Genomic DNA, 16,345 nt, shown 5'->3' on the forward strand with positions numbered 1-16,345 from the left:
ATCCGCCTCTGAGCGTGCCATCCGGCGCGCCCGCTCAGAGGAGGACGCCCGCGCGCCAAAAGGCTTTAGGACAGACAAGAAAGAGATTCCCATGACTAATGTGACCGACCAAGACCGCGTCTTGATCTTTGACACCACCTTGCGCGACGGCGAGCAAAGCCCCGGCGCAACCATGACGCACGCCGAAAAGCTTGAGATTGCCGAGCTGCTGGACGACATGGGTGTCGACATTATCGAGGCCGGTTTCCCGATCGCTTCCGAAGGTGACTTCAAGGCCGTTTCCGAGATCGCCGAACGGTCAAAAAACAGCCGCATATGCGGGCTGGCCCGCGCCAACTTTGCAGATATCGACCGCTGCTGGGAGGCGGTGAAACACGCCAAGAAGAACCGTATTCACACCTTCATCGGCACCTCTCCGTTGCATCGCGCCATTCCGAACCTGACGCAGGACGAGATGGCCGACAAAATCCATGAAACGGTCACCCATGCGCGCAACCTGTGCGAAAACGTGCAGTGGTCGCCGATGGATGCCACGCGGACCGAGTGGGACTACCTTTGCCGGGTGATCGAAATTGCGATCAAGGCCGGGGCGACCACGATCAACATCCCGGATACCGTGGGCTATACCGCTCCGATGGAATCTGCGGACCTGATCAGACGCCTGATCGAAACGGTCCCCGGCGCGGATGACGTCATCTTTGCCACCCACTGCCATAACGACCTTGGTATGGCGACCGCGAACTCTCTGGCGGCTGTCGCCGGTGGCGCGCGCCAGATTGAATGCACGATCAACGGCCTGGGCGAACGTGCCGGCAATACGGCGCTGGAAGAGGTTGTGATGGCGCTGCGCACCCGCAATGACATCATGCCCTGGCATACTGGCATCGATACCACCAAGATCATGCATATCTCGCGCCGGGTTGCGACTGTGTCGGGTTTCAACGTACAGTTCAACAAGGCCATCGTCGGCAAGAACGCTTTTGCCCACGAAAGCGGCATCCACCAGGATGGGATGCTGAAGAACCGCGAAAACTTCGAGATCATGCGCCCCGAGGATATCGGCCTCTCGGGCACATCCCTGCCGCTCGGCAAACACTCGGGCCGCGCGGCGCTGCGCGATAAGCTGGAAACGCTGGGCTATGAGGTCGGCGACAACCAGCTCAAGGACATCTTCGTGCGGTTCAAGGATCTGGCCGACCGTAAGAAAGAGGTGTTCGACGACGACCTCATAGCGTTGATGACGTTGGATGAAGAGGACGACCACCTGCAACTGGTGTCGATGAAAGTGACCTGCGGTACAGGCGGTCAGGCGGAATCGACCGTCGAGCTGGAAGTGGACGGCAAGGATATCATTGCTACCGAACACGGCGACGGTCCGGTTGACGCGACCTTCAAAGCCATCCGCGCGATCTTTCCCAACAAGGCGCATCTTCAGCTGTATCAGGTACATGCGGTAACTGCGGGCACGGATGCACAAGCCACCGTTTCAGTGCGTTTGGAAGAGGACGGGATGATCGCAACCGGTCAGTCCGCAAATACCGATACGGTCGTGGCTTCGGCCAAGGCCTATATCCACGCACTGAACCGCCTGATGGTACGCCGCGAAAAAACCGGCCCAGGCGCAGACGCGCGCGAGATCAGCTACAAGGACCTGACCTGACACCGGATGGGGGCGGCACCCTGCATGCCGTCCCTAAAAGCCGCACCCCGCTGAACTGTGGGTTGCCATAACGGACTTGCCTGCATAATCTTCCGCAAGGTTCACATTCAACAACGGGAGGGCAAAAGCTGAACATGCGTATCATCCGCCGACTTCAGCATGGTCCCCGTTTTGCCCTGCAGATCCGTTTGCAGGGCTGACCCGAGAACACCACTTTTATCGACGGTCTGCCCATAGCCGCGCTGCGGCCCTATTTTTACGACCCGAGATACCTATGACCATCATCAATATCCGTGCGCTGGGGATGACCCTTGGCGACCCGTTATTCTCAGACCTGAGCCTGACGATCTCGAAGTCTGACCGTATTGGTCTTGTCGCCGCGAATGGCCGCGGCAAATCCACGTTACTCGCCTGTCTGGCGGGTGAGGTGGAACAGACCACCGGCGACATCACACATGCCCGCGGTCTGCGGGTAGGCCACGTCCGCCAGAACATCCCGCCCGAGGCATTGTCACAGACATTGCACGAGCACGTCCTTGCTGCTCTTCCGGCCGAACAGGCCGAATACGAAAGCTGGCGGGTTGATGTCGTGCTGGATGAACTGAGCGTTCCCTACGATCTGTTTCACCAAAAACTCAGCACTCTCAGCGGAGGCTGGCAACGCACCGCGCTGTTGGCCGCTGTATGGATCACAAGGCCGGACCTGCTGTTGCTGGATGAGCCGACAAACCACCTGGACCTGCATCGCATCGCGCTGCTCGAAAGCTGGCTGGCCGGGATGCCCAAGGATACGCCGGTTGTCATCACCTCGCATGACCGCGCGTTTCTGGATGCCACGACCAACCGGACCCTGTTTCTGCGGCCCGAAAGCTCTCAGGTCTTTCAGCTGCCCTACTCGGCGGCCCGAGAAGCGCTGGCCGAGGTTGACGCGTCGGACGAACGTCGCCATGCCAACGACCTCAACAAGGCACGTCAGTTGCGGCGTCAGGCGGCCAAGCTGAAAAATGTCGGGATCAATTCGGGCTCTGACCTTTTGCTGACCAAGACTAAGCAACTGGCGGATCGGGCCGACAAGTTGGAATCGGCAGCCAAACCTGCGCATCGCGAACGTTCGGCCGGGGATATTCGACTGGTCAACAGCGGTACGCATGCCAAGGCACTGATCACTTTGGAGGATCTGACTGTTGAGACCCCTGACGGGACGATGCTGTACAGGACCGGTCAGAAATGGATCACCAAGGGCGACCGCGTTGTTCTGTTGGGGGCCAATGGCACCGGCAAAACCCAATTGGTTCGTATGATCCAAAACGCTCTGACCGATGGCAACAGCCCGGTCAAAAATGCAGCGTCATTGGTTCCGGCCTACTCTGATCAGCACCTGAACCAGTTGGACAGTGAAAGGACGCCGCTGGAGACGGTGACACGCCAGTTCGACATCGGCGATCAGCGCGCGCGGACCGTGCTGGCGGGGGCCGGTATCACCTTTGGGATGCAGGACACTCGAAGTGGTGAGCTGTCAGGCGGGCAAAAAGCACGGCTGGCGATGCTCATGCTGAGGCTACACAACCCAAATTTCTACCTACTGGATGAGCCGACAAACCACCTGGACATCGACGGGCAAGAGGCGCTGGAAGCTGAACTGATCCGCAATGACGTCTCGTGTCTGCTTGTCAGTCACGACCGAAGTTTCCTGCGCAACGTTGGCAACCGGTTCTGGCAGATCAAGGGTCGCAGGCTGGAAGAGGTCGACACCCCCGAAGAGTTTTTAAGCGCGGAAATGAAACCGCGTTCATAGACCTTTGCCGGATGCCGGGAAGGCCGGCATCCGGTAAGTTATTACCAGTAGAACAAGGTCACGTCTGACGCCTTGCCTGGTTCAATCAGCGAATACTCGAAGACCGGCATGTCATTGAGATCGTTCATCCCTGACACCGCGTAGCCTTCGGTCGGGATGTAGTCTCCATCATAGTTCAGATCGTAGTCACCATTCTCGTCATGGAAGGCGATGACGGCGTAATACCCGTTTTTCAGATCGGGAAAATCAAACCGCATTGTCTGTTCCGACGCAGGGACCTCAAGGTATCCAGCCGCCTTGGTGTGGTCCATATTGTCAAAGGCCGTCGCCTGATCAAAGGCCATGACGATCACGTTGCCCTTTGTGCTGCGTGCTCCGTGCAGGTTGACGCTCAGCCCGCCATTCTGCGCGATTGCAGAATTCGGCGCTGCGGCTTCGCTGACGTTTGTCCCGAACCCCGAGGCGACCCAGGCGCCTCCGACGAACAGCCCCGCCGTTACGATGGCCGCGACGATGCGTTGTGTGTTGCTTGGCATCTTGTGCGTTCCTTCGGCTTATTCTGCGGGCTTGCGTTGTTTACGAGCGTGCTTTGGCTGCCAGCCCGGCGGGCCGAAGAAAACGCCCAGCTTGTTACCGAATCCGGGCATATTCCAGACATCCCTGAACAGCCGGGCAAAGCCGTGAAGGAAAGCGACGAACGGATTGACCGAGTCGATAGGCTTGACGAGGCCATAAACCACCTCTTCCTTCTCTTCCTCGAACGTGCCGAACATACGGTCCCAGATGATCAGAATACCGGCATAATTCTTATCCAAATATTTCGGGTTCGATCCGTGGTGGACACGGTGATGCGAAGGCGTGTTGAAGATGTATTCAATCGGGCGCCAAAGCTTTTTGATCACTTCAGTATGCAGGGCCGTTTGATACAGCTGCACGAGCAGTTCCACGATCAACACCATGAACGGGTTGAAACCCAGCAGAACCAGCGGCAGGTGAAAGAACAGCGGCCAAAGCCCATCCAGAGGGCCGTGTCGATACGCCACCGAGATGTTGAAGAAAGGCGAGCTATGGTGGACCGAATGCGTTGCCCAAAGGAAGTTGATCCGGTGCAGAATCCGGTGCTCCCAATAATAGGCAAGGTCAGCCAGGATCAGCACGATGATGAACGAGGCCCACGTCGTCGGGATATCGAACACTGCATATTGCGAGGCCCAGACATACGCACCGATGTAAAAGCTGGCCAGCAGGATAAAGCTGATACCAAAGAAGAAGGCCAGAGTGATAAAATTGGTGACCGTGTCACCAACCATCGTCCAGTTCAATTTTTTGACGACGGCGTAACGGATCAGTTCAAAGGCCAGAAAGGCCAAAGCAAAGACGAAGAACCAGTCGTCGATCATGGTTTCCCAGTAACTTAGGTGAAAGTCACTGATATGGCGGTTTAGGAAGTCCATCGAAGTAATCCGATTCCCATTAATTGTCACATGTGACAGCTTAATTGCGAAATGATCCCCAAAAATCAAGGTGTGCGCCTTGAAAAAAGGCGTTCATCACGCGAGGTCATTGTTGTCACAAGGGAATTTATGCCAGACGGTATTGCCGCTCAGCAAAGACTGTTCGCGTGAACAGTGAGTAACTGCCACACAGGCCTAGGCCGTCAGCTTGCCAAACAGCTCATCCAACCGGTCCGCGGCATTACCAAGGCCGTAAGGCGCGTTCACGACAAACATGCCGGACCCGATCATCCCGTGCCCTTCCCGCGCGGCAGGAAAATGCACCTCATGGTGCAACACTTTCGGAAAATCCCGCTTTGCCAAGGCGTCACGCATCGCGCGTTGGCGGCCATTCGCAAGGATCGGGTACCACAATGCGATCACGCCCACATTCCACTTGCGATTGAGCGAAGCGATTATGCCGGGCAGTCGCTCGTAGTCGGATTTGATTTCGTAGCTTGGGTCAATCAGCACCACTCCGCGCCGGGGCGTGGGCGGCAGCAGGGATTGCGCCAACTCGAATCCGTCCTGGCGATAGGTTTTAGCGTCGGTCGTCACCAAAGCCGCCGACAAGGCGCGGAATTCCTGCGGGTGCAGCTCCGTCAGGTGCATCTTGTCTTGCGGGCGCAGCAACTTCGCCGCGATCAGCGGTGAACCCGGGTATGCGGATGGGCCATGCTGAGCCTGCACTGCCGCGATCGCCCGGCTCAGCGGATGAGCGGCATCGAACCAGCCTTCGGTCTGGGCACGCTCAATGCCTGCCGCAGCCTCACCGGTCTGAACAGCCTGATCTGAGTCCAGATGATACAGCCCGCGCCCCGAATGGGTTTCAATATAGCTCAGCGGTTTGTCCTTTTGGCTCATATACGCCAGCGTTTCTGCCAAAATCGCGTGCTTGTGGACGTCAGCAAGGTTACCTGCGTGGTAAATATGTTGATATGAGAGCATTTTGCCTTCTAAAGTCCCAACCATTAAGGCGGAAAGGTGCTGATTGCCGTGGAATCAGCCCTTTTACCGAGCGAGTTGGCACCCTATAAGTCATCCGTCCCGGAACCGTCGAGTCGCGGGCAGTAGAAAAAACCGACATACAGGATCAGGGGAAACATGGGGATCTTTGGCAATCTGGGCGGCCTGTTCACAGCGGACATGGCCATCGACCTTGGGACAGCGAACACGCTGGTTTATGTCAAGGGGCGCGGTGTGATCCTGTCTGAACCTTCGGTTGTCGCCTATCATGTCAAGGACGGTGTCAAAAAGGTTCTGGCCGTTGGCGAGGACGCCAAGCTGATGCTGGGTCGGACGCCAGGTTCGATCGAAGCCATCCGCCCGATGCGCGAAGGCGTGATCGCGGACTTCGACACTGCCGAGGAAATGATCAAGCACTTCATTCGCAAGGTGCACAAACGTTCGACCTTTTCGAAACCCAAAATCATCGTCTGCGTCCCCCATGGCGCGACTCCGGTCGAAAAGAGAGCGATCCGCCAGTCGGTTCTGTCAGCAGGTGCGCGCCGCGCGGGCTTGATTGCCGAACCGATTGCCGCCGCGATTGGCGCTGGCATGCCGATCACCGATCCGACCGGCAACATGGTCGTCGACATCGGCGGTGGTACAACCGAAGTTGCCGTCCTGTCGCTGGGCGACATCGTTTACGCCCGTTCGGTCCGCGTTGGTGGAGACCGCATGGATGAGGCCATCATCTCGTACCTGCGTCGTCAGCAAAACCTGCTGGTTGGTGAATCCACCGCCGAACGCATCAAGACCACTATCGGCACAGCGCGAATGCCTGACGACGGCCGTGGCCAGTCGATGCATATCCGCGGCCGCGACCTGCTGAACGGTGTGCCCAAGGAAATCGAGATCAGTCAGGCTCAGGTGGCCGAAGCGCTGTCCGAACCTGTCCAGCAGATCTGCGAGGCGGTGATGACCGCGCTCGAAACCACTCCGCCTGATCTGGCAGCGGACATCGTTGACCGTGGCGTGATGCTGACCGGTGGCGGTGCTCTGCTGGGCGATTTGGATCTGGCGTTGCGCGAACAGACCGGTCTGGCCGTGTCGATTGCCGATGAAAGCCTGAATTGTGTGGCTTTGGGCACCGGCAAAGCGCTGGAATACGAAAAACAACTGCGCCACGCGATTGACTACGAAAGCTAAGGCGCGCACCCTTTAGCACATAGGGTAATTTCGGCACGAGCAGCACGGGAAGGTAACCTGTGGCAAAAGACCGATCACAGCGCGATGAATACACCACCCCTTTGCGCCGCTTGTTGCTGGGGATCGTTGTTCTGTGCCTGCTTGGCATCTTTCTGATCTGGCGGATCGACAGCCCACGCGTGGAACGGTTCCGCGCACAAGTCGTAGACCGTGTTGTGCCCTCGATGGAATGGGCCATGGTCCCGGTCACCGCTGCGGTCAATCTGGTGCGCGATTTCCAAAGCTACCAACGGCTCAGCGCCCAGAACCAAGAGCTGCGCAGCGAATTGCGCATCATGCGCGCATGGAAAGAGGCGGCGCTGCAGCTGGAACTGGAAAACGCCCGACTGCTGGACCTGAACAACGTCCGTCTTGACCCGCGCCTAACCTACATCACCGGCGTAGTCATGGCAGACAGCGGCTCGCCGTTCCGGCAGTCGGTCCTGCTGAACGTAGGCGAGCGCGACGGTATCCGCGATGGCTGGGCCACTATGGACGGTATCGGCGTCGTTGGGCGCATCTCGGGCGTTGGTCCCGACACTGCCCGTGTAATCCTGATGACCGACGCCTCCAGCGCGATTCCAGCGACGATACAACCGTCCGGCCAGACTGCCTTGATCACCGGCGATAACACGCAATCCCCATCCGTCGAATTCCTCGAGAACCGCGAGCTTGTCCGCCCGGGTGACCGCGTCGTGACCTCGGGCGATGGCGGCGTGTTCCCCGGCGGCCTGCTGATTGGCCAGATCACCGAAGACCCCGGAGGCCGCCTGCGCGTACGCCTGTCGGCTGATTTCGAACGGCTCGAATTCCTGAGAGTACTGCGTTTTCATTCGGCCCCCGTGATCACCGACCCCGGAGACATTGTCGGCCCCCGCCGACCTGAGGCCGCCCTGACCCCGCCGGAGACCGGCGATGGATAGGCAGACCTCGCACATCTGGATCATGCGGGCGCTGTACCTGTTTCTGGCGGTTCTGATCATGTTCCTGCATCTTCTGCCGCTGGACACTCAACCCGATCGCTGGCCATTTCCTGATTTTCTGATCGCAATGACATTTGTTTGGGTTTTGCGCCAACCTGACTATGTTCCGATCCTGCTTGTGGCGGCGGTGATGTTGATGGCAGATCTGCTTTTGCAGCGCCCCCCGGGGCTGTTGGCAGCACTTGTAGTGTTGGGAACCGGCTACTTACGTTCGGCCGCGCCGGGGATGCGAGACGCGGGATTTGTCGCAGAATGGACAAGTGCAGCCGTGGTGATCACGGGGGTTTTTCTTTTGAACCGCATCATTCTTGCTATTCTATCCGTACAACAAGCGGCATTAGGCCCGGTGGTGGTGCAAGTGGTTCTGACAATTGCAGTCTATCCTCTGTTCGTTCTTCTCAGCCAAAATGTTTTTGGCGTCCGGCGCGTGTCGGTGTCTGACTCTGGCACCGGAGGGGTGCGGGCATGAAGCAGCGTAAGCCCAAAAGCCAAGGCCTTGCCTATAAGCGTCTGCCCCGCCGGGCTTTGGTGCTGGGCGGGCTACAGGCGGCGTTCATCGGTGGTCTGGCGGCCCGAATGCGCTTCATGCAAGTGGATCAGGCTGACGAGTACCGCCTGCTGGCCGAAGAAAACCGGATCAACATTCGCCTTATCCCGCCGACGCGCGGGCGCATCTATGACCGCACCGGCCAGATCATTGGACAAAACACACAGTCTTATCGCATTGTGATGGTCCGCGAAGATGCGGGTGATGTCGACAAGGTCATTGCCAAGCTTTCTGAGCTGATCCCGCTTACACAAGACGAAATTGACCGCGCCAAGACCGAAATGCGCCGGTCTGCCCCGTTCCTGCCTGTCACGCTGGCTGATCAAGTCACGTGGGAGGATATTTCGAGAGTTGCTGTCAACGCGCCCGCCCTGCCGGGCGTCACGCCCGAGGTCGGAACCGCGCGCCTCTATCCCCGGTACGAGGATTTCGCCCATGTAGTCGGCTATGTTGGGCCGGTCAGCGACTATGACCTCAGCCAGATGGAAGACCCCGAACCGGTGCTGCGCATTCCCCGGTTCCAGATCGGCAAAGTCGGCTTGGAAGCGAAACAAGAAGGCACACTGCGCGGCAAAGCAGGCGCAAAGCGGGTCGAGGTCAACGCGACAGGCCGCGTTATGCGTGAGCTGGACCGACAAGAGGGCGAGGCCGGGGCTGATCTGCAATTGTCCGTCGACGCGGATCTGCAGCAGTATGCTCAGGCCCGGCTAGCTGGTGAAAGTGCCGCTGCGGTCGTCATCGATTGTGAAACCGGAGACATCCGGGCGATCAGCTCTGCACCCAGTTTCGACCCCAACCTGTTCGTGCGCGGTATCTCGGTCGCTGATTACCGCACGCTGACGGATGATAAATATCGCCCGCTCGCGAACAAGACGGTACAGGGTACCTATCCGCCCGGATCGACCTTCAAAATGATCACCGCGATGGCCGCGCTTGAGGCTGGCGTTGTCGGCCCTGGCAACACTGTCTATTGCCCCGGCCACCTGAAAGTTGGTAGCCGCCGGTTCCACTGCTGGAAACGCGGCGGACACGGGACGGTCGACTTGAACCTGTCGCTGAAACGCAGCTGCGACGTCTACTATTACGATGTGGCACTGCGCACCGGTATCGACAAAATCTCGGAAATGGCGCGCAAGTTCGGCTTGGGCGTCAAGCACGACATCCCGATGTCCGCTGTCGCAGCAGGACTGGCACCCAATCAAGCATGGAAAGAGCGGGTCCACGGAGAAAGCTGGCTGGTGGGCGACACGGCCAATGCCTCGATCGGACAAGGGTTCATGCTGGCCTCGCCGCTGCAACTTGCGGTTATGACCGCGCGCATTGCCACGGGGCGGGCCGTGAAACCACGCTTGGTTCGGTCCGTGAACGGTGTCGAAGAACCCTCGGGCGCGGGTGAGCCGCTTGACGTCAACCCAGCCAATCTGGAACAGGTGCGCAAAGCGATGTTCTCGGTCTCGAACGACCGGGGTGGCACGGCGTATCGCAGCCGCATCATCGCCGACGATCTGCGCATGGCAGGCAAGACCGGAACCAGCCAGGTGCGCAACATCACCAAGGCCGAGCGCGCGGCCGGTGTGATCCGCAACGAAGATCTGCCCTGGGAACGGCGCGACCACGCCTTGTTCGTCAGCTATGCACCTTATGACAATCCAAAATACGCCATCGCGGTTGTGGTCGAGCACGGCGGCGGCGGCTCCAAGGCCGCGGCCCCTGTCGCGCGCGATATCCTGCTGCAAGCGCTTTATAACGGCACGCCACCGCTTGAGGCATATCCCGTCGCTGATCGCGAGCGCATCAAGGAACAACAAAAACGGCTTGAGGGCGACCGCCGCCCCAAAGCGCGCCCGTCCGAAAAGGACCGCGCATGAGCTATCTTGAGTATGCCGTCAAATCCACACCGACCGGGTTTCGCAAGTTTCTGTATATGAACTGGCCGCTGACGCTGTTGTTGATCAGCGTCGCCAGCGCTGGCTTCCTGATGCTGTACTCGGTCGCCGGTGGGTCGTGGATGCCATGGGCCGAGCCACAGATTGAGCGTTTCGGGCTTGGCCTCACCGTGATGTTTATCATCGCGCTGGTGCCAATCTGGTTCTGGCGAAACATGTCGGTTCTGGCCTATCTGGGCTCGATTGTCCTTTTGGTTTTTGTGGAACTGTTCGGCACCATCGGCATGGGCGCGCAGCGGTGGATCGACCTTGGGTTCATGCGGCTGCAACCTTCCGAAGTGATGAAGGTCGCGTTGGTCATGGTTCTGGCGGCTTATTACGACTGGTTGCCCTCGCACAAAACCTCTCGCCCGCTTTGGGTTTTGATCCCTGTTGTGCTGATCCTGATCCCGACAGCCATGGTCCTTAAACAGCCTGATCTTGGGACATCGATCCTGTTGCTGGCGGCAGGCGGCGGTTTGATGTTTCTGGCCGGTGTCCACTGGGCCTATTTCGCGGCCGTCATTGCCGCCGTGGTCGGGTTGATTGCGACGGTGTTCAATAGCCGTGGGACCGAGTGGCAATTGCTCAAGGACTACCAGTTCCGCCGCATCGATACGTTCCTTGATCCCTCAACCGACCCGTTGGGGGCTGGCTATCACATTACGCAGTCCAAAATCGCCCTGGGATCGGGCGGCTGGAACGGGCGCGGGTTCATGCAGGGCACCCAGTCGCGACTGAATTTCCTGCCGGAAAAACACACCGATTTTATCTTCACCACGCTGGCCGAAGAGTTCGGCTTTGTCGGGGGTATCACACTGCTGATCCTCTACGCGCTGATCATCATCTTCTGCATGGTCACGGCTCTGGCCACCAAAGATCGATTTTCATCCCTGGTCACACTGGGCATTGCGCTGAACTTCTTCCTGTTCTTCGCGGTCAACATGTCGATGGTCATGGGCCTTGCACCGGTTGTAGGTGTGCCCCTGCCGATGGTCAGCTATGGCGGTTCGGCCATGCTGGTTTTGATGGCAGCCTTCGGCATCGTCCAAAGCGCACATATTCACCGCCCCCGTTAATCTGAAAGGCCCTTCATGCCCGTAAACGTCCTGTTTTCCGCGCGCCCTGAACAATGGCCCGTGTATGAACCGTTGCTGTCCGAAGGTCTAACGCAAGCCGGATTGGACTTCCAACTGGCGACCGAATTTGAACCGGATCAGGTCGATTACGTGGTCTATTCCCCTGCCAGCGGGCTGCTGGACTTTTCGCCGTTTACACGCCTGAAAGCCGTTCTGAGCCTGTGGGCCGGGGTCGAGAAAATCGCCGGCAATGACACGCTGACTGTGCCATTGGCACGGATGGTGGATGACGGGTTGATGCAGGGTATGACGGAATGGGTGGTTGGACAGGTGCTGCGCTATCACCTGGGAATGGATCGCTATATCACGGTGCAAGACGGCGTTTGGGCCCCCGATGCCCCGCCACTGGCAACCCAACGGCATGTCTGCGTGTTGGGCTTGGGTGCGTTGGGCGAGGCTGCGGCACGAGCGCTCGCCGCGCTGAACTTCAACGTGACCGGCTGGAGCCGTACGGCAAAGGACATCCCAGGCGTAACCTGCCTGCACGGTGCCGAAGGGTTGCGCACCGCGCTGTCCAGCGCCGAGATCGTTGTTCTTTTGCTGCCCGACACCCCGGCCACTGAAAACGCGATGAACGCAGATACGCTGGCCTTGCTGCCCAAAGGCGCGCGGATCATCAACCCCGGTCGTGGCCCGCTGATTGATGACGACGCCCTGCTGGCCGCCCTCAAGACGGGTCAGGTCGGTCACGCAACTCTGGACGTGTTCCGCGTGGAACCGCTGCCTGCGGAACACCCATACTGGGCGCATCCCAAGGTCACGGTCACACCGCATATCGCGTCGGAAACCCGGCCGGTTACTGCGGCGCAGGTCATCTGCCAGAACATCATCCGAGGAGAGGAAGGCAAACCCTTCCTTCACCTCGTTGACCGTTCTTTGGGCTATTAAGCCGCGATCAGACCGCGGCCTTTCAACAACGCTTCAACCCCCGGCAAACGCCCGCGGAAGGCCAGATAGAGGTCTTCCGCCTCGCGGGAACCACCGGTGGCCAGGATGTTCTCCTCTAGCGCTTTGGCACGGTCGGGGTCAAATGCCCCGCCTGCCTCTTCAAAGGCGGCAAAGGCGTCTGCGTCCATGACCTCGGACCACATGTAGCTGTAGTAGGCCGAGCTGTAACCATCGCCCGCAAACACATGCGCGAAATGCGGCGTGGCGTGGCGCATCCCAATGGCCTGCGGCATACCGATTTCAGCCAATACCTCGGCTTGTTTTGCCATCGGATCAGCGGGTGCTGCGCCATCGTGGAACGCCAAATCAACCAGTGCCGAGGCCACGTATTCCACCGTTTGGAAACCCTGATCGAAGTTTGCGGCTTTCAGAACCTTCTCCAACATCTCCTGCGGCATTGGTTCACCGGTCTCAGCATGCGTGGCAAACTCAGCCAGCACTTCGGGCACTTCCAGCCAGTGTTCGTAAAGCTGGCTGGGCAGCTCCACGAAATCACGTGCGACACTGGTGCCCGAGATGCTTTCATAGGTCACGTTGGAAAGCATCTGGTGCAGTGCGTGACCGAATTCGTGGAACAGTGTGCGCGCATCGTCATAGGACAGCAACGCCGGATCGCCTTTGGCAAAGTTGCACACGTTGATCACAATAGGGGCCTGCACTTTTGGGAGCTTCGCCTGGCTCCGCATTGCACTGCACCACGCGCCCGAGCGTTTTGATCCGCGCGCGAAGTAATCGCCTATGAACACGGCGATATGCTGACCATCCCGCGTCACTTCCCAAGCGCGGCAATCCGGATGGTACAGCGGCACGTCCAATGGCGCGAATTCCAAACCGAACAGGCGGTTGGCGCAGGCAAAAGACGCCTCGATCATACGGTCAAGCTGGAGGTAGGGCTTCAGCGCCGCCTCATCCAGATCATGCTCGGCCTTGCGGCGTTTCTCGGCGTAGTAGCGCCAGTCCCAAGCCTCAAGCGGGCCGTTGACGCCATCGTCTTGCATCATCGCAGTCAGGATTTCAGCATCTGCATCCGCTCGTTTCTTCGCAGGCTCCCAGACCTGCATAAGCAGATCACGAACCCGGTCCGGCGTGCGCGCCATCTCGGTTTCCAGTTTGTAGGCCGCGAAATTGTCATAGCCCAGAAGCTTGGCCCGTTCTTCCCGCAGGTTCAGAACCTCTGCCGCAATCTCGCGGTTGTCAGTTTCACCGCCATTGGCCCCGCGCGCGGTCCAGGCCCGATAGGCTTTCTCACGAAGATCGCGGCGGGGAGAAAACTGCAGGAACGGAACGATCAGGGACCGGGACAGGGTGACAACGGGACCAGCTGCGCCCTTTTCTTCGCCAGCGGCGCGGGCGGTATTCACGACGAAATCGGGCAAACCTTCCAGGTCGTTCTCGGACAGGTCCATGTACCAATCGCGCTCGTCGGCCAGCAAATTCTGCGTGAAGGAAGTTCCCAGTGAGGCCAACCGCGATTTGATTTCCTGAATGCGGTCGTCATCGGCACCTTCCAGTGCAGCGCCTGCGCGGACAAACCCGCGATGGGTCAGCATCAGAACGCGGGCCTGTTCTTCGGTCAGGTCCAGTTCATCCTTGCGCGCCCAAAGATCTGCCACACGCTGAAACAGAGCCTTGTTTGATGAAATGCCTGAGAAATGCGCCGACAGCTTTGGAGAGAATTCGCGTTGCAGCTCTTCCCGCTTCGCATTGCTGTCTGCCCCGGCAACGGTAAAGAACACAGACAGAACCTTGTCCATCTGCTCTCCGGCGGCCTCAAGCGCTTCTATCGTATTGGCAAAGTTGGGCGCTTCGGAATTGGTGGCAATCGCATCGATCTGCGCGTTGTGGGCGGCCATGGCCTGTTCCAATGCGGGCGCGAAATCATCATCCGAGATCGTTGCGAAGGGCGCGATTTCGAACGGCGTGGTCCAATCGGACAGGATCGGGTTGGTCATGCGGATCTCCTTTGCTGGTCAAGCTAGGGAGCGTGACCCGGATGGTCCAGAGGTCGCCCTGAATATGGCTGCGAAAAAGGCGAGTTTTGGGACGCGCAACAACCATGTCGAACGGAGGCCTCCCGCCCCTGCAGCGCGCATCAAAGATGCGCCTTGGCAGGGTTGGGCCGGGCCACGCGCAGGCGCGCGGCGGTTGCGCCTAAGACTTGGTCGCCCCGCAAATGGGGCAGTCCGCACGTCGGGTCAGAGTGATTTTGCGGCTTTCGCCATAGAGCGCATCGTAGATCAACATCTCGCCCCTCAGCGCTTGCCCTGCCCCAGTGATCACCTTGATCGCTTCGACCGCCATCATGGACCCGACCACACCGGGCAGCGGACCGATCACCCCGGCCTCGGCGCAGGACGGAGCCAGACCCGGAGCCGGGGCTTCGGGAAAGATACATTGATAGCAGGGTGCGTTGTGGCCCGGGTCAAAAACGCTCAGCTGCCCTTCCCATTGCGACAACGCGCCAGAGATCAGCGGTTTGCCCAATGCGACAGCCGTTCGGTTCGCCAGATAGCGGGTGTCGAAATTGTCGGTCCCATCCAGGATCAGATCGAAATCCCCGAACAGATCTGTCGCGATCTCTTCGGTCAAACGGCGGTGATAGGGCAGCACGACCACGTTGGGGTTCTGGGCCTGCATGGCTTGCTGTGCCGAGAAAACCTTGGGCATCCCGATATCGGCATCGCGATGGATCACCTGCCGCTGCAGGTTGGCGTTTTCCACAACGTCGTCGTCGATCACGCCGATCGTTCCAACACCGGCCGCTGCGAGATACTGGAGTGCAGGAGCGCCAAGCCCGCCCGCGCCAATCACCAGCACGCGGGCCTGTTTCATCTTTTTCTGCCCCGGCCCACCCAGTTCACGCAGAACGATATGGCGGGCATATCGCTCTAGCTCGGTTTCTGTGAACTTGTCGGACGGCGGGGCGGGTTCGTCTGCTGTCTGTGGGCTTGCCCGGTTACGCAGTGCCTTCAGCACCCGGCCATAGATCAGCACCAAAACCGCGGCGCCCCCCAGGATTAGCCACAAGGCCGCAGATCCGCCCGTTGCCTCGCGCAGAGGGTGCCCATCCGGCAAAGTCAGCTGTATGATCAGCACGCCGACCAGCAAAACGCTGACCGACACACTGCGGGCTGTCCGGGATACTCCGGCCAGATAGCCGACGCCCCAGAGACCGGCGGCAAGGATCAGGACAAGAAACATTAGCCGCGCCCGGTCGAGCCGAAGCCGCCTGCACCACGTTCAGTGTCGCTGAGAACCTCAACTGCTTCAAACGTAGCCTGCACCACAGGGGCAACGACCAGTTGTGCAATACGTTCGCCGTGCACAATCTCAAAGCTTTCCTGACCCGCATTCAGCAATATTACACCCAAGGGACCCCGATAGTCGCTGTCGATTGTACCCGGCGTATTGGGCAGGGTGATGCCGTGCTTCAAGGCAAGGCCCGATCGTGGCCGCACTTGCACCTCATACCCGTTAGGGATTTCGATCCGCAATCCTGTGGGAATCAACGCACGTTGACCCGGCTCAAGGGTGACGGACGCCCCATCAGGCAGGTTTGCGCGGACGTCAGCCCCGGCCGCTCCGGTCGTTTCGTAAGACGGCAAGGCAATGGCCGGGTCGGCCCCTTCGTCGCGGATCACACGAATTGCTACCATTCGGTCCCT

The 16,345-nt window shown here is 59.2% G+C and carries 14 protein-coding genes; 8 read left to right on the forward strand and 6 right to left on the reverse strand.

What is annotated here, in order from left to right; all coding sequences use genetic code 11:
* The first annotated feature begins 91 nt into the window (after positions 1-91).
* On the forward strand, positions 92-1,660 hold the full coding sequence (locus ACR0MV_RS12405; RefSeq protein ID WP_480702314.1) for a 2-isopropylmalate synthase: 1,569 nt from the start codon (positions 92-94) through the stop codon (positions 1,658-1,660).
* 274 nt (positions 1,661-1,934) lie between these two features.
* Positions 1,935-3,455: an ABC-F family ATP-binding cassette domain-containing protein gene (locus ACR0MV_RS12410; RefSeq protein WP_480702315.1), complete on the forward strand. Its 1,521-nt coding sequence runs from the start codon at positions 1,935-1,937 to the stop codon at positions 3,453-3,455.
* Between the two features lie 41 nt (positions 3,456-3,496).
* Here ACR0MV_RS12410 and ACR0MV_RS12415 read toward each other — a convergent pair whose 3' ends face one another.
* The 3 genes from ACR0MV_RS12415 to ACR0MV_RS12425 form a co-directional block, all read right to left on the reverse strand.
* A complete protein-coding gene (locus ACR0MV_RS12415; RefSeq protein ID WP_480702316.1) occupies positions 3,497-3,991 on the reverse strand; it encodes a DUF2141 domain-containing protein in 495 nt (164 codons plus the stop codon).
* Positions 3,992-4,009: 18 nt separating this feature from the next.
* Complete coding sequence (locus ACR0MV_RS12420) at positions 4,010-4,909, reverse strand: sterol desaturase family protein (protein ID WP_480702317.1); 900 nt, start codon at positions 4,907-4,909, stop codon at positions 4,010-4,012.
* A gap of 195 nt (positions 4,910-5,104) precedes the next feature.
* Positions 5,105-5,896: a 23S rRNA (adenine(2030)-N(6))-methyltransferase RlmJ gene (locus tag ACR0MV_RS12425; protein WP_480702318.1), complete on the reverse strand. Its 792-nt coding sequence runs from the start codon at positions 5,894-5,896 to the stop codon at positions 5,105-5,107.
* A 156-nt stretch (positions 5,897-6,052) separates the two neighbouring features.
* On the opposite strand from ACR0MV_RS12425, the gene ACR0MV_RS12430 reads away from it, so the two are divergent.
* The 6 genes from ACR0MV_RS12430 to ACR0MV_RS12455 are packed head-to-tail and all read left to right on the forward strand — an operon-like array spanning position 6,053 to position 12,620.
* Positions 6,053-7,099 carry a rod shape-determining protein gene (locus ACR0MV_RS12430; RefSeq protein WP_039523195.1) on the forward strand — a complete coding sequence of 349 codons (1,047 nt, stop codon included), beginning with the start codon at positions 6,053-6,055 and terminating at the stop codon, positions 7,097-7,099.
* Between the two features lie 59 nt (positions 7,100-7,158).
* Positions 7,159-8,061, forward strand: a complete 903-nt coding sequence (gene mreC, locus ACR0MV_RS12435) for a rod shape-determining protein MreC (RefSeq protein ID WP_170427080.1) — start codon at positions 7,159-7,161, stop codon at positions 8,059-8,061.
* Positions 8,054-8,590 (forward strand): rod shape-determining protein MreD, encoded by a 537-nt coding sequence (locus ACR0MV_RS12440; RefSeq protein ID WP_170427079.1) that lies wholly within the window; start codon positions 8,054-8,056, stop codon positions 8,588-8,590. Before mreC ends, ACR0MV_RS12440 begins: the two co-directional genes overlap by 8 nt.
* The gene (mrdA, locus tag ACR0MV_RS12445; RefSeq protein WP_480702319.1) at positions 8,587-10,536 is read left to right on the forward strand and encodes a penicillin-binding protein 2; all 1,950 of its coding nucleotides are present in this window, start codon (positions 8,587-8,589) and stop codon (positions 10,534-10,536) included. The genes ACR0MV_RS12440 and mrdA overlap by 4 nt, the downstream gene beginning before the upstream one ends.
* A complete protein-coding gene (gene rodA, locus ACR0MV_RS12450; protein WP_170427077.1) occupies positions 10,533-11,672 on the forward strand; it encodes a rod shape-determining protein RodA in 1,140 nt (379 codons plus the stop codon). The genes mrdA and rodA overlap by 4 nt, the downstream gene beginning before the upstream one ends.
* Before the next feature lie 15 nt (positions 11,673-11,687).
* Complete coding sequence (locus tag ACR0MV_RS12455) at positions 11,688-12,620, forward strand: 2-hydroxyacid dehydrogenase (RefSeq protein WP_480702320.1); 933 nt, start codon at positions 11,688-11,690, stop codon at positions 12,618-12,620.
* Here the strand turns inward: ACR0MV_RS12455 and ACR0MV_RS12460 are convergent.
* The 3 genes from ACR0MV_RS12460 to dut form a co-directional block, all read right to left on the reverse strand.
* Positions 12,617-14,632 carry a M3 family metallopeptidase gene (locus ACR0MV_RS12460; protein ID WP_480702321.1) on the reverse strand — a complete coding sequence of 672 codons (2,016 nt, stop codon included), beginning with the start codon at positions 14,630-14,632 and terminating at the stop codon, positions 12,617-12,619. The genes ACR0MV_RS12455 and ACR0MV_RS12460 overlap by 4 nt on opposite strands.
* Before the next feature lie 199 nt (positions 14,633-14,831).
* Positions 14,832-15,881 (reverse strand): HesA/MoeB/ThiF family protein, encoded by a 1,050-nt coding sequence (locus ACR0MV_RS12465; protein WP_480702322.1) that lies wholly within the window; start codon positions 15,879-15,881, stop codon positions 14,832-14,834.
* Positions 15,881-16,336: a dUTP diphosphatase gene (gene dut / locus ACR0MV_RS12470; RefSeq protein ID WP_170427073.1), complete on the reverse strand. Its 456-nt coding sequence runs from the start codon at positions 16,334-16,336 to the stop codon at positions 15,881-15,883. Before dut ends, ACR0MV_RS12465 begins: the two co-directional genes overlap by 1 nt.
* Positions 16,337-16,345 lie beyond the last annotated feature (9 nt).

This window comes from Ruegeria sp. BC3 (assembly GCF_056539265.1).